Below are 25,061 nucleotides of genomic sequence, written 5' to 3'. Positions count from 1 at the left end.
AGCAAAGCTGCTGTCTGGTCCTTTTTGTTAAGAAGGGCTTCGATTAATTTTCAATTTCCTTGACGTTGATAAATTTGATAACAACAAATAAAAGGAGCAGTGCCAGTACACCTGCTGTAATGTAACCCGTGTTAAGGTATTTTTTCATAAGAAGCGACATTAATGGCGGACCTGCTGCGACTCCGGCAAACCGCGCCGCGCTGTAAAAGGAGGTAATGGTTCCCCGTTCTTCTTTTTTCGTGTTTTCGGTAATAATGGCATCAAGCACCGGCATGATTGCTCCCATTGCCATTCCCAAAATACTGGTCACAATAAGAAGAAGAATAAGCTGCTTGCTCACAAAGCCGACAAAAACAACACTGATAGCCCAAACAATTAAGCATACGATGATGATTTTTCTCATCGTTGGCAGATTTCCTTTGATTTTCCGGCCGGTTATATAAGCAACGATACAAAGCACAGTAAGTGGAATAGCTAACACAAAGCCTTTTTTGATGCCGTTAATATCATGAATTTTTTCAAGAATATCGGATAAATAAAATAAAACACTGAATAGAACAAGCATCGTAAAAAAGCCAAGAGTAAACAGAGTAAACAGCCATTTCCCTTCTTTTTTAAGTGTTTTCATTGTGTTTTTCAAAAATACTTTAAACTTCACAGGATCTTCTCTTTCTGGTTCCTTCACCAGGAAAAAAATCATGGCAATAGAAATTAAACTAAAAACGGAAATCGCAAAAAACGGAAGAAACCATAAGAAAGCGGCAAATACAGAACCAAGAATAGGGCTTAATGCTTTCCCAAATGTGTTTGATGTTTCAATGGTTCCCAGACAGGTACTTGCTTGTTCATCGTCATTTTTGTAAAGGTCCCCTACCAGCGGCAAAATAATTGGCATTGCTCCTGATGCCCCGATCCCCTGCAAAATCCTCCCGATAATAATCCATGTGTACGGATCATCTATTTTCCAGGAAGCAAATCCGGCAATTAGCCCCCCTATTAACGCCAGAATTAAACTCGGTATAATGACTTTTTTTCGCCCCAGCCGGTCTGATAAGTATCCTGCTATTGGAATAAGAAAAACAGCGGAAACGGAATAGCTTGTAATGACCATACTTGACTGAAAGGGAGAAATCCCTACTTTTTTTTCCAGTATTGGAAGCACCGGAATCAGCATAGAGTTCCCCAGCGTCATAACAAGAGGAATCGATGCCATACTAAGAACGCACCATCTGCTTACTTTTGCTGCACTTTTTCCCACATCAGCACCTCAATTATCACTTGATCTGTTTTCGTTCATTAAATGTATGGTTTCCTGATGTATTGTTTTTATGCAACAAAGCATACACTATAAGGCGGGACCAGCACGCCACTCCATACTTAATTAAGGATGATTTATTTGAAAATCAGCGGAAACCAATATGCCGCGCCGGCGCCGGCCTATCGCGGTTTATTCAGGAAGTATTCTCTTGTCACGTTTGGAGCAGTCATACAGGGATTTGCTATGGGTGTGTTTTTATTTCCTAATTTCATTCCTTCCGGGGGAGGAGCCGGCCTTACTGTACTGCTGAATTATTGGTTTCATATTCCGCTGAGTATTGCTTTATGGATTGTGAACTCGTCTATGCTTTTATTTGCTGTTCACTATTTAGGGGGCATTAGTGCTCTCGGCACTCTCCTCGGCATCACGATCACTTCTGTTTCAGTTAATATCTTTGACACATACTTGAACTCGCCCTTTTCAAATGTTTGGATTGATTTATTATTAGGTTCTCTTTTTTTTGGGACAGGCGTTTCGGTTCTTCTCAGACAGGGAGTTTCAAACGGTGGAATGGGCATTATCGCTTTAATTATTTCCAAATACAAAAATGTTAATCCCGGCACTCCTCTGTTCTGGATTAATGGCGTTATTTTTTTAATAACGGCTTATGTTATCGTATGGGAAATTGTTGTTCAGGCTGTTATCTGCCAGTGGCTTTCTACTAGAGTGATTACCTGGCTATACAATATGTATCTTCCTAGGAACCTCGTAACATTCGACTTTTTCTCGCGGAAAAAATAAGAAAAAATACAGTTCTTATTGCAGCATATACAAAGCTGCCAGATATTTTTTATTTATTTTCGTAGTTTTTATGTATATAAGTTGAATGCAGCTTTTTACATTGTCAGTTTACTGTCCTGTTAGAATTCTTTTGAAAAACAGTATAGTGGGCTGCGGGCTGGCGGCTTCGCTTTCCTGCAGGGCAGCTGAGATCGGTGGAGCAGGCAGGCGGAAACGAGCTCAACGCCTGCCCCATGGAACGCGGAGCCCCGCGAATGCCGCTTCACTTACCTGGACTAAGCGCTGTTTTTATACGCTTTTCTGAGAAGCAGTATGTAAACTTATTCATTCAATTTATATAAAATAAAATGAATCGTCCCGCCATTGCTCCAGTTTCCTTCCCGCCGGCACCTGCATATGCTGGTATGAAGAATGAACTTTACGAAAAGGAGCAAACGGCATAATGAGTGATTCTCAAAAAAATCCAAAAGTATTATCCGATAAAATCATTGACCTGCTTGTCAGTAATACTTTTCAAAAAAATGGCGTCAATGTAGAGAAAGCAAAACAAAAATTATCTGACGAACAGAAGCAGATGCTTAAAGATTTAGTGACAGACTTGACCAGCCAGGTGAATTCTTTTGTTAAAGAGCAGCCTTCCCAGCAGAAAAAGCCAAAATAACAATTTTTCTCTTTAAAGCGTCTATAAACAGACGTTTTTTTTATTTCTGAAAATAGTTACATACGCCGTTACCCAGAGACTAAGAACCTCATAAAGTATTGTATAACGTAGAAAAGGAGGGTTAGAACTATGGCAAAATACTCTGATGAGCATAAGCATAAATGCCAGTGCAAAAAGTGTGAGCGCAAAAGCCGCCAGGATGTACAGGATGCAGAGGAAATGCGGGTTTTGGAAGATATGCGGGATGATGCAGAGGTTCTGCAGCCCGGCACTCAGGCTTCCATTATCGATCAGGAATCTGACGAACTTGTATGGATCAAAGATTCTTGCAACATTGACGTTCAGTCAACAGATACACAAGCGGCTGTTTCTCTTCAAGTAGGCCTGCAGCTGGCGATTGCGTTAGTCATCAGCATTACTATCGGTGATTCAGATGAAGGTCAGACGGTTGCCCAGGATCTCTTCCAGTATCTTGATGCAGATCAAACAAACAAACAGAGAATTCTGATTGACAACTCCAAAGATGTAACTGTCACAACAACGGATACGGACCTGTCTGTCAATATCCAGGCACTTCTTGAAGTTCTGGTTGCACTGGTTGTTAGATTAGATGTGCTGTAACCTGACACTCTTTACTTAAAAGCGAAAGGGGTGAATAACATGAGTGAAAAAAAATGGAGAGCACTTGATCATTGTGATACTGAGAAGCAGGATGCAGAGGTTTTACAGGAAGGTGATCAAGAGGCTGTTACAAAGCAAGATTCGTTTGAATGGATTATTGTAAAAGATTCCGAAGACGTGGAAGTCCAGACAACGGATACACAGGCAGCTGTTTCATTACAGGTCGGAATCCAGGTAGCCATTGCGGTGGTTATCAGTCTTACGCTTGGTGACAACGACCAGAGCAAGGCAGTTGTCCAGGATCTTAAACAGTTTATGAAGACAAAACAGCGAAACACTCAAAAAACAGTCATTGAAGGGTCCAAGCATGTAAAAGTAACAACGACAGACATTGATCTGGCTGTTAACATCCAGGCATTACTTCAAATTCTTCTAGCTGTCGTAGCCAAGCTGGATATTCTTTAACCGCTTTTCCAGCTTAAGCCGGCGGACTCCTTTTCGATACATCTGTCTGCCTTTCTTCAATGAAAAGACAGGGCAGAGTTTGGATAAATAACTCTCTAAAGAAATTAATCCAGCGAGAGGGACCGCCCTCTCGCATTCTTCATTTTACCTGGAGCCCCCTCCCTGGCTATAATCATTTAAGAACAAACCGTCTCTGCCCGTTTTGATTTTGCAGTTCAAACAAAGCCGGATCGCGGACAAAGCGCTTTAAAAGCCCGCAGGCCTCCTGGTCTGTTAATTCATCAGGAACCGCAATACCTCTAAATGACACAGAGGAAACAAAGGCCTGAAAATCGTATTTAAACTCATAATCACCTACATAAGCAAGCGCCAGTTTCCCCTTCCAATCAACCCGGTATGCCCCATTCTCGTTTTTGGTAAACCTGATGGTGTGAAAAGCTGCCGCATCGTGGCCAAGCAAATAAACATCAAATGCGGTCAGCTCGGGATCCCACTCTTCCTGCTCCTCCTCCGATAAAAAATCAACCTTGTATTTCTTTCCATCCAGTTCTTCGAGGTTAAAAGGCGCCTTATCATTCCCTGCTAAAAAGCCTTTATAGCTCCATTCCTCTGATGATAAAGTACAGCTATGATAATTGTTCCAAACAATTTTTGCTTTCCAGTCACTCTCCTCCTCCCCTTCCTCCATGTCTTCCTCGTCTGCATCCTCTTCGTAATAATCAGCAGTTTCTAAATGGAAATCAAAATACAGGCCATTTTTTTCACTTATCTCTTCCTCATATTTAAAATGGGCATTCCATTTAAAATCAATAATTCTGTGTCCCTGAGGCCAGGGGTTGTCCAAAAAATAAATCCGGTCCATATTCACATACCTCTTTCCAAATTAATCAATGACTTTATGTTAAAGTGGCTGCTGGATATTATAGTAAAACAAGTTAAATAAAAATAGGAATATACCTTCAGGCTGTCGAATGACTCATAAGGTACTTTCTTTTAAAACAAATCTCAAAGGAGGATGAAAATGAGCGAACAAGCAGGCCAGACACGAAAAAAAGGAAAGCTGGGCCAGACGATCCAGGTCCGATTAGTTTCAGACTTAAAAAAATCACAGGATTATTACCGCGATGTGCTGGGATGCAAAGTGGATGGCTGGGGACATGCAGAACGGGATGAAATGTGCGTTATTCTGCAGCAGGCCGCTTCGACAGATGACATTCGGCCAAACCCTGCCTCGCAAAAGCGCCGGGACTACCCAACTGACTGGGAAGGCCCGGACTACGGATGGGATACATTTATTCATGTTGCCTGGGAAGACCTTGACTTCATTATCGAACAAATAAGAGAAAATGGCGGTCATGTTGCCGTCGATCCGTTTACCGAAACTCATGGAGGCTGGGAGTTTAAAAACGTTTGTGTAAAGGACCCTGATGGGTACAATATTGTCCTGGGCGCTATGCGGGAAAATCAATTTTAGTTATATCCCCGCCATTTCCAAAAAGGATGACCGGAGAAGCCCCTCAACTTGAAAACACTTTAAAGGTCATTCTTTTTTATTTTACGTGCTTTTAATTTTCCAGAAGAAAATCACACCTGATTTTCATTGCCTTCATCTCCAATTTTCCCTATATAATCAATAAAAAAATGAAGGAGAATAAGCGGAATAACAGAATCCAGCCCTATATACAAAACAGCAAAAAACAGGCCGAAAATAGCGGTTTTCACTACATTGGCTGCCCCCTGATATGTATGGGCAAGGCCGAATAAAACAGCTGAAACGAGCAGGACAGCCCATGTCGATAAGGATGGAAACAAAAGAGGCAGCGCAAAAATTAAAAATCCGCGGTAAATAATTTCTTCCGTAATTCCAGCCGTCCATGAAACATAGGTCCATACGGTTTTATCCTTTTTTGTAACAGGCAGAATATCGGCGAATTTGCTTTTTTCTAATTCACTCTGCTTCACTTTCACTATCTCATTTTTCATTTTTCCACTTATTTTCGAGCCAATCAAATAATAAATGAGGCTCACAATATACAAAGCCGCCAGGCTGAGCGAAATATATACGGGCCACTTTCCCAGTGTTTGTGTATCGAGTGAAACGCCTTTTAGCCCTATATCCTCCAGCGAAGGCGGACCTATAGCAGCCAGCCCCAATATAAATAAAGCAGGCAGCCAGAGACCAGCCATTACTTTTTTATAGTATGTAACCCGTTCTCCTGGATTCCTCTGCACTCTGTGTTTGAATTTTTGATAATCAAAGAAGCCGTAAACGGGTTCATAGGTTAAAAGAAAAACAAGCACCAGCCAATACCAGATCTCCATTTTGTTTCCCTCCTGCTAAAGCGGTATAGGATCGTTTTTAGTTATCCGGCCAATAAATCCTGCTGCCTTAACGTTACAGTCCTTCCTGTACGACAATGTTGTGAAGCTTTTTCAAGATTTCATGGTATTTTAAAATATCCTCCCGGGGCAATTTCATAAAATACTTCTCCAGCACCATTTCATCAACAGCATTCATTTCGTTAAAAAGTTTCTCGCCGTTTGAATCCAATAAAACAAACACTTCTCTTCTGTTTTCTTTATTGGTCTCTCTTTTTACATATCGTTTATTTTCCAGCTTTCGAATAAACTGGCTGGCAGCGCTTCGTGTTCCGTTAAGTGCTTCAGCGGCTTCATTCATATTCATTTTCTTTTTTTTCTCCAAAAGGCTTAACAGCAGCGACTGCTTGGCTGATAAATCGTGTTCATCGAGTATTTTTTTATATTCTTTGATAAAAACAGATTTAATCTCTTCCGAATAACGATTCGTTTCTGTGAGAATATTCATAAGGTCCATTTTTACACCACTTTTTTTATAATGATTAAAAGTTTATTTTTTTAAATAGTTAACTTCACTTAACTATTTTACATACTTTTTATTGGTTGATCAACTGTATAAGCTGAGCAAATGACTTTAGCCAGTCTGTTTAGCCGTACTGCTGAACAGGGTAAGGTACATTATCTCTTAAAAAGGCGGGATTGGTATGCGTATTTCTTGTCTGGGCAGCATTCTTTTTTCTATTATTATTTCCATTGTTCTTACGATTGTATTGAATATGCTTTTCTTCTAAATAAAAATGGCAAAACGCATAAAAGAACGGCCTCAAATTTTTGAGGCCGTTCCTTTATTTAAACAGCCGTTAAAAAACGGCTGGTTTTTTGGCCGGTACGAACGCTTCAATAACTTTATGTTTCAAAGCCAGAAGCAATTACTTTATCAAATGCCGCGCCAAATCACTTTGTTATGCTGGCTTATTCCGTATTTACGGAAGCCGGGTTTCAGTGTCTTTCAGTCTGTTTTGGTTATCAGGAATTCGATTTTTATCTGCTGCTTTCTGCTCTTCCTGTTTTCGGATTTCTTTCATGTTTTCCTTTGCTTTGTTGTCAATTTCTTTTGGATGGTCCATAAAAATCCCTCCTTTGTCAATTTTGTTCCCACTTTCCAGAAGAGTAAACATGATTTTTTCGCTTCTTTTATGAAGTCCATTCAATTAGAAAACGCATTCAAAATCATTAGTTCTTTTTATATACCCTTCTTTAGAATGGACGCTTCTTTCCTGAAAAGAAGCTCTATCATTTTCCCAGTAACATATAAAAGCGAGCCCCCGGCTTCATGGAAGACAGGGGCTCGTTTATTATTTTTACATACTGGACAAGCCAGTGATTATAAAATTATTTGTTAAGTAATAAAAAAATATAATTCACTCTTTCTATATTGTGTATTGGCCCCACCTACGCCAGATACGTTGACGGCCACTCTTGCCATCCTGCCCGGGTTTCGATTATATTCTTTTATTACTTCATATGTTTTATACCCGGAATAAACGCAAATAAATCCGTTTTTTTCTCTTTTTTATTTTCGAAATATAATAATGGTTCTTTCGGTTCAATTCCAATAAAGCTGTTTTAAATAAAATGGCCGGGTAATATGAATACCGCAGCCACACCAGGATAGTCTTTTGAAGGAGGAATTAGTTATGGCTAACAATAACGATAAAATGCGCCGTGAAGAAGCGGGCCGCAAAGGCGGAGAAGCTACAGCTGAAAATCATGATAAAGAATTTTATCAAAAGATCGGGGAAAAAGGCGGAGAAGCCCGCAATAACGATTAACTACATCACGGGCTAAGATAAGCTTTATCTTTCACACCACTTATAAAAAGACCGCCGACTTGATCTCAGCAGTCTTTTTCATTCTGTTAAAATAAGATACTCTCTATACCTCCTCCAGGGAATGTCATCGTTATTTTTGCTTGTAAAACTCCATGTACTCCCGAATAGAGTAGATAATCCCTTCAACTTGAAACAGCAGCAATGATACAGCGGATAAAGAGAAAAAAATAACCGGAATAAAACGCAGCCAATGCATGTAAACTCCCCCATTTCCAGGTAACGAAAAAGCATACTTTTCATTCTTCCAGCATCCCAAGCACAAGTATCCGTTTCAATCCAAAGACTAAGAGGTATTGGCTTTGCAATCTCTTTTATTCCGTTGCTTTATGCATCAAGGCCGCGGGAAACTGGCACTTTTTGCTTTTTGTTTTTTTGTCCGCTTTACCCTTTTTGTAAAAAATCCTTTACCCGCCTTATATATGGTTTCTTATCACACGCAAAATAAAGCTGGCTTGAAAGCTTAACAGGATCTCCAAAGAAAAACCGTTCATAGAGCGTTTCCCGCGTGCCGAATGAACTCATTGTGATATCCCATGCCAGCCGGAAAAGCGCTACACGATCCTGTGCATTTGCGGATTTGGCCTGTAAATATCGATCCAGCTCTTTTCTTATACTGGATTGAAAAGCGCTCTCTGTCGGAATCATGATCAATCCGCTTGCCCCTAAGAGCTGGATGATTTCAATAAAGCGCGGATAAAGCCGCGGATAAAAATGAACGGCGGCTTGCAAAGGGAGCTGGCCGGGCCGCATAAATCCCCATTCATCTGCTTCTGCTTCTGCTTCTGATTTCATGATCAGCGCCTTCATTGTTTCTAAGGAGGCAATCATTTCGGAGGCTTTTTCCTGAACATGCTGGTATTCCATAATGTTAATAGCCTCAATAATAGACTGGGCAACACCTAAAAGAAATTCTGTTTTAATAATCTGCCTGGAAACAGCCTGGTGCAGGGCAAAAGGCAATACAGAGCTTGATGCCATGAAACTGTTTGATACTTGCAGGTTATCATAATAAAAAACGCGCTCCCACGGAACCAGTACATTATCGAAAACGACCAGGGTATCCATTTCCTCGAACCGGGAGCTTAGCGGATAATTAAAAGACGAATCTCCTTCAACAAAAGAGCTTCTGCAAATAAACGCCAGTCCTTTACTGTCAGTCGGTATCGAAAAAGCAAACCCATTCGCTTTATCCTGAATGCCTCCTGCTGAGAAAACAACAATTTCATCCGTTATCCCGCCCTGTGTTGCCAGCAGGCGGGCACCTTTTATAACAATCCCCTCTTTGTTTTTCTTCACTACTTTTGCGGCGATCGGCTCATCGGCTGTTTCAAAATAAAATCTGGCCCGGTTTACCTGAGGATCAATAAAGGTGTGGGTCATCGATATATCTTTTTCCCGGGCGTATTCATAAAAGCTTATGATATTGTCAGGAAAGCAGTTTTCCTTTCCTTTTAAAAACCCTGCAGACGAGGCAAAGGCCATTAGCATTGTATTCATATAATCCGGGCTTCTTCCCATCATCCCGTTATTGGAAAGCGCCCATTCCTGGATCATTGCCCGTCTTTTTATTAAATCCTCTTTTGTTTTTGGCTGTAAATAAGACAGTCCTACTTTATTTCCCGTTAACGGTGACTCGTAGGTCATAGCCGTCTTAATTGATTTATTGTGCTGTAAATCATATAATGCTGCCTGGCTTTTCATGACTCCTTTAAATACTGGATGCTCAGAGATCCTGCCTGATACAAGCGTCCCGTCTACCCAGATTCTTGTCTTCATCCTGTCAATCCGTTCAACATATTCATTGCCAGTTATCGCAGGCATAGGCACACCCCTAACAGTTATCCGCTTTTTTATACTGGACATGCGGCAACGGATCAGCTCTTTCTTTCGCCCTAGCATATGAATATGGCTTCCTGATTATTACTATTGAGCGGCCGTATTAAGCTCATTGTTATTGTTCATTAATTCTTAACGATTGCTTCAACGGACCGCACGTTGCCGCTTTGAACAAAACCCCAAATATTTCCGGTGCGGCAGCTTTTTTATTTCAGCATAAAAAACACCTTCAAGTTTTTCAGCTTGAAGGTGTTTTTATTTGTTTCAGTTTCTAAAAGCAGCTTTCCGCTTCAAGATCCTGCGTATTTTAAACTGCTCCTGTTTATACTGAGAATCGTTTTTTCACCTGATTAAAAAGCAGCTCCATCATTTTTGGAGATTAATAAAATTTTGCCCTGGTCCAGACGTTCTTCATATGTGTCCGCTTCTGCAGCGCTCAGGCCGATTTCCTCCATTTTGGAGCGGAGCTGGTCGCCTTTGCTGCGGAACATATTTTTCACCGTTGCCCCAACTCCTGTTTCATCCATGCCGATCTTTTCGGCATTCGATTGGTCAGCGACTGCATTCGTCGTTTCTGCATCATGAGCCAGCACATACACTTCTTCTTCTGCAATGCCCTGCGTATATAAACTGTTCGCCGCCCGTACTGCTTCATTCACCGTGTTATACTCTTGAACTACTGCCATGCTGATCCTCTCCTTTAAATTGTTTTATATATATTCTCTTCACGCTCAGAAAAAAATTAAACATACAAATGTGCCCGAACATAGAGAATGGCTGAATCAATAATGTAAAAGCAAAGGTTATTTGTTATTCTAGTACATAGCCAGATCAGGGTGGATTAGGAGTGGATGTAACCATGAATAAAAAAGACATAGCACATATTCGAAAACAATTTAAACCGGGCAATGATTTGCTCAAGATTTCCGACATTTTTAACGTTTATATTATGAAGGAATCGAGTGATATTTATCACCATCAAAGCCAGCCCTTTGAAATGCTGGACCAGGATCAGCAGGAGTTGTTTATGAACAACTTCAAAAAAATGCTTTCCGGCCAGCTCGATGAGAAGCTTTTTGAGTTAACCTTTCAGCGGGAAGCCCAGAACAGCAGCCAGCTCATTTTGCATCAGGGGCTGCTCAGCAGTGATACAGAGGGCTGGAAGGAACGGATGCTTCAAATCGTCGGCAAAATGCTGGCACTCCGGCAATATGAGAAGGATATCGTCATAACATTTATTCGCGGAGAATATTTTAAGCCAATGAAACGCCGAAGCGCAGAATCTGAGGAAAGCGAACGGGATACCGTGTATTCGCACCCGTTTATTGTATGCAGCATCAACAATACACAAGAGCCGAAAAAAGAACTGCTTTTTGACTATGTCGAAAAAGAATTCAAATATCATTTTGTCGTTGATCCCATTATCAACCTTAATGCCCCCCTCTCAGGGTTTCTGTTTCCATGCTTCACCGATAATGCCACAGATGTGAATCACATTTTGTATTCGGCAGGCAAGGTTCATGAGCCCGATTACCAGTTTATAGAGGAAGTATTAAATGGCGAAGAAGCGATGACGGCAAAAGACGATAAAATCGTTTTCGAGGAAATTATTAAAGACGTAACAGGAGATCAGCTCAGCACATCCTCACTCTCCAATGTGTATGAAGAAATTCACCGGATGATCGAGGAAAATGAAGAGGAAGAACCGCCGAAATTGGATTCCAAAGACGTAGAACGTGTTTTAAGAATGAGCGGCCTCGAAGACGTAAATTCGGAAAAGGTTGAATCAGCTTACCAGAAAATCATCGATGATGACAAATATGAAATCAAAGCCACCAGCATCCTGCCGAAATACAACTCAAAATCAATCAAAATCAGCACGAAAGCAGCGAACATTTCGATCAGCCCTCAGGATTTGAGCTATGTAAAACAAATTCTTTTCAACGGCAAGCGCTACCTTATGATCGAAGTGGAAGAAGATACGGTTATTGAAGGCTTTACAATGATTCCGGAAGCTCTTAGCGGCGATTGGGATAAACAATAAATAAAAAGGCATCGGGTATACGGGACGGGCCCTGGATTTTTTAGAAAAAGTCCAGGGCCCGTCCTTTGTGTAATCATTGCTGTTCCAGGCTAAAAGAATAAGCTGCTTTGCAGTATTGAAAGTTATTTTAAACGAAAAGCTTTCCTTAACACAAAATCCGCTTCTAAAGTAATAGTAAAGCCGTTCTCTGGCTTAAGAGAACGGCCATTCCATTTCCATACTGTGTGTTCATTTACCTTTTGATAAAGTCAAAGACTGCAGACTTACGATGATTACAAAGAAACTTCCATACTGCTTTTCGCCGCTGCTTCCAGCTTCTCGTTATACATTTTTGCTTCTGTCCATTTCTTTGACGTCTCTTTGAATTTTCCTTCATCAGCATGGTCAAGCGACTCATCTATATGAAATTTGAGATAATTCAATTGAAGCTCTATGTCCAATCCTGAAAATAGGAAGCCCTGTGAATAATATCGCTCTAAATCATTTATAGATATGTAAAAACGGCGCTGGTTCACTTCGATCAGGACAAACCATCCGTCTACCGTGGTATGTGTGCGCTCATAATAAACACTAATGATATCTCCCTGATCGATTTTTACTGTATCTGAATGTTCTTTATCCGGACAAGAGCAATCAATTTGATGAAGAAATGATTGCACTGCAATATAGTAATTAGGCATATATTGCCCTCCCCTTAGAAGTAATTTTTATTGTGTGATCCATTCATTTCCAAGTTCATTTTCATTTAAAGCAGGAATTGGTTTTCAAGCTCCCCCAAACCGCAACAAGGACAGCAGCCCTCATTAACAGCATACTCACCTTCAGCCAGTTCTTGTGCATAGATATAAAAAACACCACTGGCAAACAATAAATTCCACTGTTCCTCTCCTGCCTTTCTAACATCTATCCTGTTTAGCGTGCATTTTCTTAAAGCACGCTTCTTACTACTTCGATAAAAGAAGTAATAAGAAACAGCCGCTTGAACTCGATAAAAGAGGGGGGATACCAAGTTCTGTTTGCAAGAAGCAAATGAGAATTATTATCACTTGTAGTTATCATTATATTTGATAATGATTATCATTGTCAAATATAAATAAAAATATACGTTTTTTTCTGCATGGGCCGCCAACAATCCTGTCACTGTGCATAAAAAGAAAGAGAATACCTAAAGCGAAAATCAAGAGTACTGTATAACAAAGCCTAAGAAATAAAAAAACTTCCCATAAGTTTGTTCAACTTATGAGAAGCCTATGTTAATTATTCTTACTGTCAGCAAATTTTTTTCAATTTGCTAATAAATCTTTATATATCAAGGGTTTAGAATAATTCTATCCCTTACATTTGTTTTAAGACAGGAAACCTGTCCCTGCGTCCTTTTACTCTCTGCCTCTATTGCGCTGATTGATTGCATCGATATCATAAGGATAGCTTATAAACAATTCACTCGCTTGAGTTAAGCGTTCCAGTTGATCATTTGTTAAAGACCATCCAGCAGAACCCAGGTTAGCTTCAAGCTGATCCATTGTGCGCGCACCGATAATCGGAGCCGTAACACCGCGCCTGTTTAGAAGCCAGTTGATTGCCGCCTGGGCTGGGGTCTTGCCCGCTTCTTCTGCAACACTATATAACGTATCTAACAAATTCCAGGTAAAATCATTGTTATATTTGTCCCATGTCTCACTATAGCCTTTTTCTTCAGCAACAGATATACGAGAATCTTCCGGCGGCTTAACCATGTCACGTGTAAACTTCCCGCTTAACCACCCTCCGCGAAGCGGACTCCATGGGATAACTCCTAACCCTTCATTCTCACAAACATCCATTAATTCGTATTCAGTCGCGCGACACAGCAAATTATATTGAGGCTGCAGGCAGACAAATTGTTCCCATCCTTTTTGTTTACTTAAATCTACTGCTTTTTGAAGCTGCCAGCCTTTAAAGTTACTTGCTCCAATGTAACGTACAAGTCCTTCACGAACAAGATCATTTAACGTGCTTAACGTTTCTTCTAAAGGTGTTCGTTGATCCCACGCATGAACCTGATAAAGATCGATATAATCAGTTCCAAGGCGGTGCAGGCTTTCTTTAACACCGGAGATAATATGTTTTCTGCTCAGACCGGCATCATTTGGCCCTTCCCCCATCGGGAAACGAACCTTTGTTGCAACAACGTAGTCATCACGATTCTGATTCTTTAACCATTTACCGACAATTTCTTCAGAAACACCCCGAGTGTAGACGTCGGCCGTGTCAATAAAATTTCCTCCTGCTTCAACATAACGGTTCAAAATACTGAAGCTGTCCTTTTCACTCGTTTCACGGCCTAATGTCATTGTTCCAAGACAAAGCTCACTTACCCGTAAACCCGTTTTCCCTAGATAACGATATTCCATTTATTCCAGCCTCCTGATATAGTATTTTATTTAAACCTGAAAAGAGGACGCGGACTAGAAGCAATGCCAGTCCGTTCACCCTTTTACCAGATAGGTACAAATTCATCAATTTCTTTTAAAATAGATTCAGTTTCAGCTAATACATCATTAGAAAGATTAACTTCAGAAGCTTTCACATTTTCTGTTACCTGTTCCGGACGGCTTGCTCCGACAATTGCAGAACTAACACCGGGCTGTCTTAAGATCCAGGCAACAGCTAATTGGGATAATGTAATACCCAGATCATTCGCAATTCCTTCCAGGCGGGCAACTCGGTTTAAAACATCATCATTTAAGTAGCTTTTAATCCAGCGGTTAATGTTTTCATTTGCTGCACGGGTATTAGAAGGGATCTCCTGTCCCGGTTTATATTTGCCTGTAAGAATCCCTTGTGCGAGGGGAGAAAAAACAACTTGCCCAATTCCTTCTTTTTCAGAAACCGGTAAAACTTCTTTTTCGATATAGCGTACAAGCATGTTATAGATCGGTTGATTTGAAACAAGCGGCCGGAGATTTTTTTCTTTTGTTATATGAACAGCATCAATAATCTGGGCTGCAGTCCATTCACTAACACCGTAATATAAGATTTTTCCCTGCTGAACTAAATCATCCAATGTACGTAATGTTTCTTCCGTTGGCGTTTCTTCATCAAATCGGTGACATTGATAAAGATCCAGATAATCAACACCTAACCGCTTTAAACTCGCATCGCATTGCTCAATGATATGTTTCCGTGAAAGGCCTCGCTCGTTTGGCCCATCTCCCATAGGAAAAAATACTTTTGTTGCAAGTACATAGCTTGATCTGGAAAATGATTTTAAAGCTTCACCAACCACTTTTTCGGCTTCGCCCTGATTGTATGCGTTTGCAGTATCGAAAAAGTTAATACCAAGCTCATAAGCCTGGTGGATACAGTCAATGGCGTTTTGATTTCCTACCGTTTCTCCATAAGTCAGCCAGCTCCCAAGTCCAATTTCACTAACTTTTAATCCGCTGCTGCCCAAACGACGATATTTCATTTTAAACACTCCTATTGTGAATTTTGTTTGTTTTCTCAAATATTGTTCTCAGGGAAGAAATGAATAACTAAAAAGTTATTATATAAGTTGAACAAATAATATTTAAGTAGTCCTTTCGCTTTTTATTGCTTTATAGGATTTCAAAGCAACCAAGTTGTTATTCAGTATAAATAGTAAAATAATTCATTTAAAGTACTGAATTATTTTTAATACAGTAATAAACAGGTTATCTAATATAAAATTTATAGTAACTATCACCAAGTTATGAAGGCAGCTCCTTTTTTGTAATAACAGGAAAAGTTATTAATTCCAATAGCCCGCTCAATTTTTTTCTTTAAAACTTTATTAACGTATTAGTAAGGTTCTGGCGTTTTACACACAAGAGTATATAAATACTTCCGAAAATAAGATAAAATAGTACTAGTCTAAGCCTCTGTTCTTTTTTAACACTAACAAAAAATGGATATTATTTCACTTTAGAAAGGCGAACAATCAATGCGGAAGCAGCTAAAAAAATGGAATACATTACGCAACCAGATTTTGTTTATTTTTTTACTTGTTATGATCATAGTTTTATTGATTGTCAGTCTTCTTACACTGGGACAAGTTTCCTCTTTGTTGAAAAATAATGCGGAAAAGCAAATTCAGCAGGTAGCTATTGAAGGAAACGGACGAATTGAATCCCTTTACGAGCAAATCAATATAAATTCAAAGCTTGTAACTACCAATGAAGAGGTCCAGCGTGTTTTAACGAATGTCTATGAAGGAAAACAAGTAACCTTTAATGACCGTCAAAAATTAACGAGATATATTGACAGAATTATGGGGAATACAGATGGAATCTTCTCCTTTCAACTCTTTTCCGGAAAGCATCAACGTGTTCTTCCTCTTGGTGAAGACAAGTTACAAAACCGAATTGGTGACAGGTGGATTGAAGAAGCGAATCAAGCAAGAGGACGAATGGTTTGGATCGGTGAAGATCCATACGATAAAAACCACTTTCTGGCCATCCGCAGAGTCAATTTAATAGAACGGCAGTACAGCAATGGCGGTTATCTTTTAATTAGTATTAACCGCGATCATTTTAACTTTGCGAATGAAAAGTATGGATACGATCAATACTCCATTCTGTTAGATCAATACGAAAAGCCGATTATCCAGAATTTCACGGGAGATATAACAAGCATTATTGAAAACAATGAAAGCATTATTGAATTAAATCAGCAGGATTATATGGTGACAAAGCAATCTTCCGGCCTGACAGGCTGGACCGTTCTTATTTTAACCCCCGTAAGTGAACTAACGGAAGGAATGTCAGGGATCCGAACAGGAATTATTTTTTCGGGAGTTGTTGGCGTATTCATTTTTACCATTAGCTCTTTTTTCCTTTCAACGATCATTACAAGACCGATAATAAGATTAACGAAAACCATGCAGCGTGCCGGAGAAGGTTCATTAACACTGAATCCTGATATTTCTTCGGTAAATGAAATTACTGAATTGAACAGCACGTATAATCAGCTTGTAAAAGAAACCAATCATTTGATCCAGATGGTTTATCAAAAAGAGATTTTACGCAGCCAAAGTGAGTTGAAAGCGCTTCAATCACAAATAAATCCGCACTTTCTTTTTAATACATTGGATGCGCTTCATTGGTCACTTGAAGAAAAGGAGGAGGAGGAACTGGCTGAGCTTGTTATAGCCATGTCTGATTTATTCCGTTATACCATTACAAAAGAAACCGATGACGACTGGGTGTTCTTGAAAGACGAAATCAAGCATATCGGTGACTATATGGAAATTATGAAAATGCGCTTTGATGAAAGGTTACAATGGCATATCTCTGTTCCTGCAAAATATGAGTTTGTACGAATACCAAAATTGATCATACAGCCTTTGGTAGAAAATGCAGCCTTGCATGGAGCCGGAAAAAAAGCTGGAAAATGCCAAATTTCTGTGACAGTTGAACCGGTTAAACGAGAAGGTAAAGAACGAATTCGCATCTCTGTACAGGATGATGGTTCCGGGATGGATAAAGAGCGGCTTGAATGGATCATTCAAGCCATGAAAACTGGCGGGACATCCTCCGTAAACGGGAAAGGAATGGCTATTTCGAATGTCTATAAGCGCCTGCAGCTATATTACAAAGGAATTTCACATTCAGACCTTTTGATTGAGAGTAAAGTCAACGAGGGGACAAGGATTTCATTTGAACTGCCAATTGATGGAGGGGAATAAAATGTATTCTAAAAATATCGTAATCGTTGATGATGAACCAAGAACAAGACAAGGTTTACAAAGAACACTGGAAAGTTGGAATAACGGTGACTTTACCATCCTTACTGCGGAAAGCGGTGAGGATGTCCTCCGGATTGCAGAGGAAAAAAAGATTCATATTTTGCTTTCCGATATCCGGATGCCCGAAATGACTGGTTTACAACTATTAAAAACGTTAAAAGAAAAAGGAATGTCTCCAGTGGTCATTATTATTTCCGCTTACTCCGAGTTTGAGTATGCTCAGGAAGCGTTAAGACTCGGTGTGGTGAATTATCTTTTAAAGCCGATCGGAAAAAAGAAGCTGATTGAAGCGGTTGAAGAAGCCGTTAAGATTATGGAAAAGCAAGTACGGGCTGGGATGATCGAAAAAGTAGTGGATGAAAAAATAGTCGATGCCAACACCAAAGTGGATTCAGCCAAAGATACCATTCGCAAGGCCATTAGCTATATTGACCAGCATTTAAAGGATGAATTCACCCTAAAAGACGTTGCTGCTCATGTGCATTTAAATTCAAGTTATTTTAGCGTGTTGTTCAAGGAGCAAGTGAACATGAATTTTAGTGAATATGTTACAAGACGCAGGATTCAGCGTGCAAAGGAATTAGTGATTACAACCAATCTTCCGATAAATGAAATTGCTGAAGAAGCCGGCTATAAGACATCTAAATACTTTATTAAAATCTTTAAGGAAATTGAGGGAATGACACCAAGCGCATATCGAAAAGCGAATAATGAAAGGGCTTTCTAAAAATAATAGTATTTTACCTAATCACAGTTCCTTTTTTTATTATGCCCTCGATGGTAGACTTAGTTGTAAGGATAGACAAACACAAATTAAGGGGGCTTTGCTAAATGAAGAAGAAAGCGTTTACTGCTGCGGCGTCTTTAGCATTATTAAGCGGGTTGGTTTTAGGAGGTTGTTCTTCATCCTCTGATACATCTACATCAGAGGGAAATGGTTCTGGCGGTGACAAAACAGTTGTCAAAATGATGCATTTATGGCCTGAAGGAAGTGCAAAGGCACAGTATACTATTGTGAATGATATCATCGAGACTTATGAAAAAGAAAATCCTGATATAGATATCCAAACAGAAATTTTAGCAAATGAACAATATAAAGAAAAAATCAAGGTTTTGTCAGCATCAAATGAACTTCCAGACCTTGGGATCACCTGGGCAGCTGGTTACATGCAGCCATTCGTAGAAGGTAATATGTTTGCACCATTAGATGATGTTCTTGACGGCGGGCTTAAGGAGCAATTTGTTCCAGGTACTCTCGAAGCTTTCCAAACGGATAGCAAGACTTACGGATTACCTCTTGAACTGAACATCGCACCTATTTATTACAATAAGGAAATCTTTAAAAAGCATAACCTTGAAGTGCCAAAAACATACGATGAGTTTTTAAACGTAGTTAAGACTCTTAAGGATAACGACGTTACTCCAATTACAGTAGGAAACAAAGACCGCTGGACAGGTTCTATGTGGTATATGTATCTTGCCGATCGTATTGGCGGACCTGAAACATTAAATAATGCAATTAACCGTACAGGCAGCTTTGAAGATCCAGCTCTGGTGAAAGCTGGCGAGGAACTCAAAAAACTGGTTGACATGGATGCATTTGTTAAAGGGTATAACGGATTTTCAAATGATGAAGCAAAAGGCTACTTTATGAATGAACAGGCAGCTATGTATATGATGGGCACCTGGGAATTGCCAAACTATACAACAAGCCCTGATGTTGCACAGGAATTTAAAGATAAAGTTGGTTACTTCAAATTCCCTGCATATGAAGGCGGAAAAGGAAATATCGACAGCTTTGTTGGCGGACCTGGAGTTGGGTTGTTTGTATCTGAAGCTTCTAAAGTGAAAGATGAAACAAAAGAGTTTGTTTCATACTTAGTTGACGAATGGGGCAAGCGCTCCGTAACAGAAGCCGGTGTTATTCCAGCTACAAAAGTGGATACTGCCAATACAGAACTTGCTCAAATGTACATTGATATTCTGAATGATCTAGGAAATGCTTCAAATATTACATTATACGCAGATGTTCAAATGTCTGCCAGGGTAGCGGATGTTCACTTGAATCAGATTCAGGCATTATATGGCGGCGAGATATCCCCTAAAGAATTTGTTAAAGCTCAAGAAGAAGCTCTTGCTGCTGAAGAGAAATAGAATTTGTAATAGAGAGGGCATATTGCTGAATATGCCCTCTTCTTCATAGAAAGGTAGTGAAATAAAACATGAGAAGCGTTATGTCCAATAAATACATTATTACCCTTTATACACTCCCGGCTTTACTTCTTCTTCTTGTTCTGATTTATGTCCCTATTGCTTTATCAGGATATTACGGTTTAATGGATTGGACCGGAATAGGCCAAATGCAGTTTATCGGGTTGGAAAACTATGCAAACTTGATGAAAGATGAAAAGTTCTGGGCCAGTGCAGGCCACTCTTTCTTGTTAGGGATTTTCTCCGTGCTTAGCCTGCTGCTTTATTTAGCAGTTTCACTCGTTTTAGTTAGTAAAATAAAAGGTTCAGACTTCTTCAGAAAGATTTATTTAATTCCCATGCTATTGTCATCTGTTGCCATTGCCCAGCTTTGGCTGAAAATTTTTGACCCTTCGAATGGGATGTTAAATAAATTGCTTGAGATGTTTGGAGTAGAAAATACGCCAGTTTGGCTGGCAGATCCAAACACTGCTTTATATGCTATTTTCGTTCCAATTGTTTGGCAGTATGCAGGTTTTTACATTCTTATTTATTACGCAGCCTTGAAAAATGTCCCGGAGGAAATTATCGAAGCTGCAAGAATTGATGGAGCTACCCCACTTCAAATCGCATTAAAAATTAAATTGCCTATGATCTCGGCTGTATTTAAAGTTACGATTATGCTTTCCCTCGTCGGTTCCTTAAAGTATTTTGATTTAATTTATGTAATGACTGGCGGAGGTCCAAACGGTGCGAGTGAAGTAATGGCTTCTTATATGTACAAAGAAGCGTTTGAACTTAACAATTTTGGTTATGCAAGTGCAGTTGGCTTTGGTTTATTGGTCATTTGTCTTGCAATGACATGGTTGACTTCAAGATTAACGAAATCTAATGACAATGTTCAATACTAAAAGGGGAGGAATTAAGATGAGCGAGCTTGCGACAGACAGACGAACAACACCGAACCTTTCTGCGGGCGAAGGATCAAAAAAATCTTATTGGAGTAAATTAGGATATGGTCTTCTTTACTTAATCTTAAGTATCTTCGCTGTTATCCAGATTTACCCATTGATTTGGCTGGTTTTCTTTTCATTAAAAAACAATCAAGAAGTATTTGGCATGTCCCCTTTCTCTTTGCCTCAGGACCCGCAATGGGGAAACTATGTGAAAGTATGGACTCAAGGAAACATTGGAGTTTACTTCTTTAATAGTGTATGGATGACGGTTTTATCTGTATTCCTAACAGTTATTTTGGCTAGCTTTGTTACATTTGCCATTACTCGGATGCACTGGAAATTAAGTGGACTTGTTCTTGGATTATTCATGGTAGGATATATGATTCCGCTCCATTCAACCTTAATTCCATTGTTTAATTTCTATAACACTGTAGGTTTAATTGATAATCCATTATCGATTATTTTATCTCAAACAACCTTTAATTTACCGTTAACTATTATGATTTTATTAGGTTTTTATAAAGCTTTTCCTCGTGAAATTGAAGAAGCGGCTGTTATGGATGGATGCTCGGTACACCGGATTTTCTTCCAGGTTACGCTCCCAATGACCATACCGGTTCTTTCAACAACAGCGATCATTAACATGATTTACAACTGGAATGAATTCGTATTTGTTAATACATTCATCAGTTCTGACCAGTGGAAAACATTGACCGTTGGAATTAACAACTTCGTTGGTCAATATTTAACAGACTGGGGTGCGATTGGCGCCACTTTAGTCATCAGTATTGTCCCGATTCTTCTCACCTTCTTATTCCTAAGCAATAAGATTGTTGAGGGAATGGCAGCTGGTTCTGTAAAAGGTTAATTCGATTGAAAGAAAACTCGCCGATTAGCGGGACACAGGTCAAAGACAGAAAGGAAGTTTCCTTTTCAAAGCGAAACTTCCCTTTCTGTCTTTTTTGTTATCCCTTCTATTCATAAGACTGCTAAAATGGGATTCATTTTATTTAAGACGAATTTATTTAAAAAACTTTGCCTAAGAATGGGTCTGCCGCTTTTTTTCCATTTTTTCAAAAACAGAATAGCATGCAGCCATTATAATAGCTGCTGTTAGGCTGCCCCCGAAAAAAAAGCCCAGGCCTGGAAGGAACCTCACTACAAAGAACACGGCAACAATTCCAGCAATTATCGTAAGGTTTTCAAGCGGGTTAATAAGCATCATTAAGAATGAATTTTTGATCATTTGCCCCAGTTTTAACTCATAATGAACATAGACCGGGAACAGATAGAACATAGTCAGGACTGCTGCAAACATCATTATATATAAAGGAATTTGAATAACGCTTATAAAACTGTGCTCCAAATTCTTCATAAAAACCAAGTCAAGTACAATAAGTCCCGCTACAATCACTATGAGTAATCCTAAACCGTTGCTTCTTATAAACTCCGATTTATAGGTAGCCCAAAAGGTTCGAAAAATCGGAATGCCGGTGTCTCCCATCAGCCATTTGCGAATGATCGTAAACATTGAAATCGTCGCCGGGAAAAACCCAAGGACAATCAGACCTATCAAAGAAAAACCAATCCATAATAAGTTAATGTATGCAAATTTTGCGATCCATTCCGTAGCAGCGTAGGCTCGATTTGCTGCATTATTCATCTAATCCCTCCATACTAGAAATCTCCTAGATTTATGCCGGCCAATTATCATAAAAAAATACCTGCTCCTATTATATAGCAGTTTTCCTTTATAAAGCCTTTCTCCAGAAGTTTTTTTCCGGATAATCATGGAGAAGCTTTCTTCTTTGCTTATTTCTTTATTCTATCCTTTTAAAATGCACCGGGCAAAACGTGCGAAAAACGCGAAACGTAGTTTCACCAGTAAATAAACCTTTTCTAAAAAAACAAAGGAAAGCACAAAAATAATGATTGTGCTTCCAGATTATATCCCCAAAAAAATTTAAATTTACGATAAAAAGCTTTTTATGAATATAGACGTAAAAGAGAAAACTGATTTTAAAGAGTCCTTCCTTTCAAATGAAAATCACTTTAGTTCTTTATAGGTAAAATAGTCAAAATCAGCAGGTTGACCCGTTCCACTAGTATCCTGACAATGCATGCCAACAAACGCCCCGGTAAATCCGTTTAACCGGACATAGTCATCCGACAGCTTATGAGATTCAAAAGTTACCGGAATATCAGTCCAGGTTTCGTTATCAAAAGAATAAGCAAATTGATAAGTATGTGCCCTGACCTTCACTTTTAAATGAACATATTCGGCCGATTCCGGAACCTGGATTTCTGAACCCTGCAGCGGCTGTGAAAAAGCAAAGTTATCACAGCTTACAATGTCAATCATCCTGCCCTTTTCTTCATTCCAGGTAATTTGAACAGATGTCCAATTCTCGGTATTGTAATAGCATACCAGGCCTGCAGCCTGTTGGAATGTATTTGGCTGGAAAGCAACGGCTGTGCCAGCATCAAAGTGTAATGACTGCCAGCGGCGCGCGACCAATGCCTGGGTAAAACAAGATGTTAGTGACTCTTTCCCATAAAGGCGCAAATTCCCCGGCCTGTCAGTCAAAGACATAATGTCCCCGGTTAAGGGAATACGTAATGTCTGATAATGATGGTTCAAGGCTGTGCTGTCAAAATGGTCAACCTCGTCATAATCCCGCTCCCATTTCACTTTTTCCATTTTAGGCGCCTCTACTTCAACAGACCCCTGTTTCCCGTCAACAACATATGGCCAGCCGTCTCTCCATTCAAGTTTTTGAATGGCAGTCTCTCTTCCCAGCGGACAAAAACCACGATAATCCAGTACCGGTTTGTCTTCGTGAGGCAATGGTCTGCCAGTTAAGTGCGCTAAATACCATTCATCTGTATGGGTGTGAACGATAGAGGCATGTCCGCATTTTTGCAATGGATTTCGAGGGTCGTGCCAGGAAGTGAGCAAAGGATTATCGGGATGCAATTCATAAGGTCCCTCAATATTTTTCGATCTTGCCAGAGTGGCAGCATGAGCATATCTTGTTCCGCCTTCCGCTGTCAGCAGATAATAATAGCCGTTGATCTGATATAAATGAGGTCCCTCTGTCAGCCTAATATCTGTTCCTTCAAAAACCACTTTTGGCTTTCCAATCAAACGTCTTTCCTCATGGGAGTACTCTTGTAAAACGATTCCTCCAAAAGAGTGTTTATACGTTCTTTGGTCCCAAAGCATATTAATGATATATTTTCTTCCGTCCGCATCATGGAATAAGGAAGGATCGAAGCCAGAACTGTTCAAATAGATTGGGTCGCTCCACTCACCATCAATGGTGTCACAGGTGGTCAAGTAATTGTGTGTATCCTTCCATGCTCCCGCATGCATTTTGACATCCGAATAAATAAGCCAGAACTTTCCGTCGGCGTAAGTTAAGCATGGAGCCCACACCCCCCCGGAATTGGGATTTCCTTTCATATCGATCAGGGAAACCCGATTTAATGGACGTGATATAAGGCGCCAATTCACCAGATCCTTTGAATGATGGATTTGAACCCCGGGAAACCATTCAAAGGTAGATACGGCGATATAATAATCATCCCCCACCCGGCAGATGCTCGGGTCCGGGTTAAAACCTCTTAATACTGGATTTTGAATTTTCATCTGATCATCATCCTCTCGTTTTTAATACAGAAAGAATTCGTTTATGTTCTTTTTTTACCAGCTGCATATAGATTTGAACTGTAGTAATTCAGTATTTCCTTGAAATCCGGTCCTCGACAGAGATTGTATCGAAAACAATTACTGTTTAACACCTTAGTTTATTCATTTAACAAACTAAGTGGTGAGGAAAAATCCTTTTCCTTTCTCTAATCTTCCAGGTGAAAATCTTATCGGCAGGTTGTCCAGTACAATAACTAGAAATGCCACATATTGCACTTTTTCATCATTTGAATATAAACTTCATCGATTTTTTCAACTTACTTGGAAAGGTGCTCATACTCTATTAATCTCCATTTAAGCCTGCTGGAGTTTGCAACTCTTTTATTATCAACTTCATCCTTCATTGCTTTCCCATTTTTACCGCTTACAAGAACCATGAAATCGCTTTATTTTCAATTTAAGTAAAAAAACAATAATTTTCAGCTCCGAAGTCAACTATTAAAACGGAGAGCACAGTCTTATTTTCTTTACGAAATAAACTTTTATTTTATATTATAAAATACTATTTCATCATTTAAACATGATAAATAAATCATATCTGTAACCGTCAAGTGAAA

General features: G+C 39.6%; 24 protein-coding genes and 1 pseudogene. 12 read left to right on the top strand and 13 right to left on the bottom strand.

What is annotated here, in order from left to right; all coding sequences use genetic code 11:
* Nucleotides 1-43: 43 nt before the first annotated feature.
* On the bottom strand, nucleotides 44-1,213 hold the full coding sequence (locus tag VP98_RS12380; protein WP_156151388.1) for an MFS transporter: 1,170 nt from the start codon (nucleotides 1,211-1,213) through the stop codon (nucleotides 44-46).
* Between the two features lie 183 nt (nucleotides 1,214-1,396).
* On the opposite strand from VP98_RS12380, the gene VP98_RS12375 reads away from it, so the two are divergent.
* The 4 genes from VP98_RS12375 (at nucleotide 1,397) to VP98_RS12360 (ending at nucleotide 3,806) form a co-directional block, all read left to right on the top strand.
* Nucleotides 1,397-2,059, top strand: a complete 663-nt coding sequence (locus VP98_RS12375) for a YitT family protein (RefSeq protein ID WP_269431506.1) — start codon at nucleotides 1,397-1,399, stop codon at nucleotides 2,057-2,059.
* Nucleotides 2,060-2,501: 442 nt separating this feature from the next.
* Nucleotides 2,502-2,720 carry a hypothetical protein gene (locus tag VP98_RS12370; protein ID WP_046175711.1) on the top strand — a complete coding sequence of 73 codons (219 nt, stop codon included), beginning with the start codon at nucleotides 2,502-2,504 and terminating at the stop codon, nucleotides 2,718-2,720.
* Between the two features lie 129 nt (nucleotides 2,721-2,849).
* Nucleotides 2,850-3,341, top strand: a complete 492-nt coding sequence (locus VP98_RS12365; protein ID WP_231584176.1) for a spore coat protein — start codon at nucleotides 2,850-2,852, stop codon at nucleotides 3,339-3,341.
* A 39-nt stretch (nucleotides 3,342-3,380) separates the two neighbouring features.
* Nucleotides 3,381-3,806 (top strand): spore coat protein, encoded by a 426-nt coding sequence (locus tag VP98_RS12360; RefSeq protein WP_046175710.1) that lies wholly within the window; start codon nucleotides 3,381-3,383, stop codon nucleotides 3,804-3,806.
* Between the two features lie 172 nt (nucleotides 3,807-3,978).
* Here VP98_RS12360 and VP98_RS12355 read toward each other — a convergent pair whose 3' ends face one another.
* On the bottom strand, nucleotides 3,979-4,668 hold the full coding sequence (locus VP98_RS12355) for a hypothetical protein (protein WP_046175709.1): 690 nt from the start codon (nucleotides 4,666-4,668) through the stop codon (nucleotides 3,979-3,981).
* Between the two features lie 159 nt (nucleotides 4,669-4,827).
* On the opposite strand from VP98_RS12355, the gene VP98_RS12350 reads away from it, so the two are divergent.
* Nucleotides 4,828-5,280, top strand: a complete 453-nt coding sequence (locus tag VP98_RS12350) for a VOC family protein (RefSeq protein WP_046175708.1) — start codon at nucleotides 4,828-4,830, stop codon at nucleotides 5,278-5,280.
* Between the two features lie 110 nt (nucleotides 5,281-5,390).
* Here VP98_RS12350 and VP98_RS12345 read toward each other — a convergent pair whose 3' ends face one another.
* From VP98_RS12345 to VP98_RS18940, 3 genes are all read right to left on the bottom strand, one after another.
* Nucleotides 5,391-6,128 (bottom strand): CPBP family intramembrane glutamic endopeptidase, encoded by a 738-nt coding sequence (locus VP98_RS12345; RefSeq protein WP_046175707.1) that lies wholly within the window; start codon nucleotides 6,126-6,128, stop codon nucleotides 5,391-5,393.
* 73 nt (nucleotides 6,129-6,201) lie between these two features.
* Nucleotides 6,202-6,642, bottom strand: coding sequence for a MarR family winged helix-turn-helix transcriptional regulator (locus tag VP98_RS12340; protein WP_046175706.1), 441 nt, complete (start codon nucleotides 6,640-6,642; stop codon nucleotides 6,202-6,204).
* A gap of 466 nt (nucleotides 6,643-7,108) precedes the next feature.
* Nucleotides 7,109-7,252 (bottom strand): hypothetical protein, encoded by a 144-nt coding sequence (locus tag VP98_RS18940; protein ID WP_156151386.1) that lies wholly within the window; start codon nucleotides 7,250-7,252, stop codon nucleotides 7,109-7,111.
* A gap of 570 nt (nucleotides 7,253-7,822) precedes the next feature.
* On the opposite strand from VP98_RS18940, the pseudogene VP98_RS12335 reads away from it, so the two are divergent.
* A pseudogene (locus VP98_RS12335) lies at nucleotides 7,823-7,954 on the top strand (KGG domain-containing protein); the annotation flags it as partial.
* Between the two features lie 133 nt (nucleotides 7,955-8,087).
* Here VP98_RS12335 and VP98_RS19350 read toward each other — a convergent pair.
* The 3 genes from VP98_RS19350 to VP98_RS12325 form a co-directional block, all read right to left on the bottom strand.
* Nucleotides 8,088-8,213 carry a hypothetical protein gene (locus tag VP98_RS19350; protein WP_269431505.1) on the bottom strand — a complete coding sequence of 42 codons (126 nt, stop codon included), beginning with the start codon at nucleotides 8,211-8,213 and terminating at the stop codon, nucleotides 8,088-8,090.
* A gap of 185 nt (nucleotides 8,214-8,398) precedes the next feature.
* Nucleotides 8,399-9,838, bottom strand: a complete 1,440-nt coding sequence (gene hpaB / locus VP98_RS12330; RefSeq protein ID WP_046175704.1) for a 4-hydroxyphenylacetate 3-monooxygenase, oxygenase component — start codon at nucleotides 9,836-9,838, stop codon at nucleotides 8,399-8,401.
* A 365-nt stretch (nucleotides 9,839-10,203) separates the two neighbouring features.
* On the bottom strand, nucleotides 10,204-10,539 hold the full coding sequence (locus tag VP98_RS12325) for a general stress protein (RefSeq protein ID WP_052712232.1): 336 nt from the start codon (nucleotides 10,537-10,539) through the stop codon (nucleotides 10,204-10,206).
* A 173-nt stretch (nucleotides 10,540-10,712) separates the two neighbouring features.
* Between VP98_RS12325 and VP98_RS12320 the strand changes: the two genes are divergently transcribed.
* Nucleotides 10,713-11,897, top strand: a complete 1,185-nt coding sequence (locus VP98_RS12320) for a DUF4317 domain-containing protein (protein ID WP_046175703.1) — start codon at nucleotides 10,713-10,715, stop codon at nucleotides 11,895-11,897.
* A 272-nt stretch (nucleotides 11,898-12,169) separates the two neighbouring features.
* Here the strand turns inward: VP98_RS12320 and VP98_RS12315 are convergent, their stop codons facing one another.
* From VP98_RS12315 to VP98_RS12305, 3 genes are all read right to left on the bottom strand, one after another.
* Entirely contained in the window at nucleotides 12,170-12,577 is a 408-nt protein-coding gene (locus VP98_RS12315) for a hypothetical protein (RefSeq protein WP_046175702.1), read from the bottom strand.
* 696 nt (nucleotides 12,578-13,273) lie between these two features.
* The gene (locus tag VP98_RS12310) at nucleotides 13,274-14,290 is read right to left on the bottom strand and encodes an aldo/keto reductase (RefSeq protein ID WP_046175701.1); all 1,017 of its coding nucleotides are present in this window, start codon (nucleotides 14,288-14,290) and stop codon (nucleotides 13,274-13,276) included.
* An 83-nt stretch (nucleotides 14,291-14,373) separates the two neighbouring features.
* Nucleotides 14,374-15,348, bottom strand: coding sequence for an aldo/keto reductase family protein (locus VP98_RS12305; protein WP_046175700.1), 975 nt, complete (start codon nucleotides 15,346-15,348; stop codon nucleotides 14,374-14,376).
* A 495-nt stretch (nucleotides 15,349-15,843) separates the two neighbouring features.
* Here VP98_RS12305 and VP98_RS12300 point away from each other — a divergent pair, with 495 nt between their 5' ends.
* The 5 genes from VP98_RS12300 to VP98_RS12280 all read left to right on the top strand — a co-directional run bounded on the left by VP98_RS12300 (nucleotide 15,844) and on the right by VP98_RS12280 (nucleotide 21,660).
* On the top strand, nucleotides 15,844-17,586 hold the full coding sequence (locus VP98_RS12300; protein WP_046175699.1) for a sensor histidine kinase: 1,743 nt from the start codon (nucleotides 15,844-15,846) through the stop codon (nucleotides 17,584-17,586).
* 1 nt (nucleotide 17,587) lies between these two features.
* Entirely contained in the window at nucleotides 17,588-18,373 is a 786-nt protein-coding gene (locus VP98_RS12295) for a response regulator transcription factor (protein WP_046175698.1), read from the top strand.
* Between the two features lie 104 nt (nucleotides 18,374-18,477).
* On the top strand, nucleotides 18,478-19,800 hold the full coding sequence (locus VP98_RS12290) for an extracellular solute-binding protein (protein WP_046175697.1): 1,323 nt from the start codon (nucleotides 18,478-18,480) through the stop codon (nucleotides 19,798-19,800).
* Nucleotides 19,801-19,868: 68 nt separating this feature from the next.
* Nucleotides 19,869-20,747, top strand: a complete 879-nt coding sequence (locus VP98_RS12285; protein WP_046175696.1) for a carbohydrate ABC transporter permease — start codon at nucleotides 19,869-19,871, stop codon at nucleotides 20,745-20,747.
* Nucleotides 20,748-20,763: 16 nt separating this feature from the next.
* On the top strand, nucleotides 20,764-21,660 hold the full coding sequence (locus VP98_RS12280) for a carbohydrate ABC transporter permease (RefSeq protein WP_046175695.1): 897 nt from the start codon (nucleotides 20,764-20,766) through the stop codon (nucleotides 21,658-21,660).
* A gap of 171 nt (nucleotides 21,661-21,831) precedes the next feature.
* On the opposite strand, the gene VP98_RS12275 is transcribed toward VP98_RS12280, so the two are convergent.
* On the bottom strand, nucleotides 21,832-22,455 hold the full coding sequence (locus tag VP98_RS12275) for a YesL family protein (RefSeq protein ID WP_046175694.1): 624 nt from the start codon (nucleotides 22,453-22,455) through the stop codon (nucleotides 21,832-21,834).
* A gap of 384 nt (nucleotides 22,456-22,839) precedes the next feature.
* On the bottom strand, nucleotides 22,840-24,444 hold the full coding sequence (locus VP98_RS12270; protein ID WP_046175693.1) for a glycoside hydrolase family 43 protein: 1,605 nt from the start codon (nucleotides 24,442-24,444) through the stop codon (nucleotides 22,840-22,842).
* Nucleotides 24,445-25,061 lie beyond the last annotated feature (617 nt).

The sequence above is a fragment of the Domibacillus indicus genome, assembly GCF_000970685.1.
GTDB classification, from domain to species: domain Bacteria; phylum Bacillota; class Bacilli; order Bacillales; family Domibacillaceae; genus Domibacillus; species Domibacillus indicus.
Note: the sequence above shows the minus strand (reverse complement) of the source record. Positions and strands in the feature narration are given on the sequence as shown.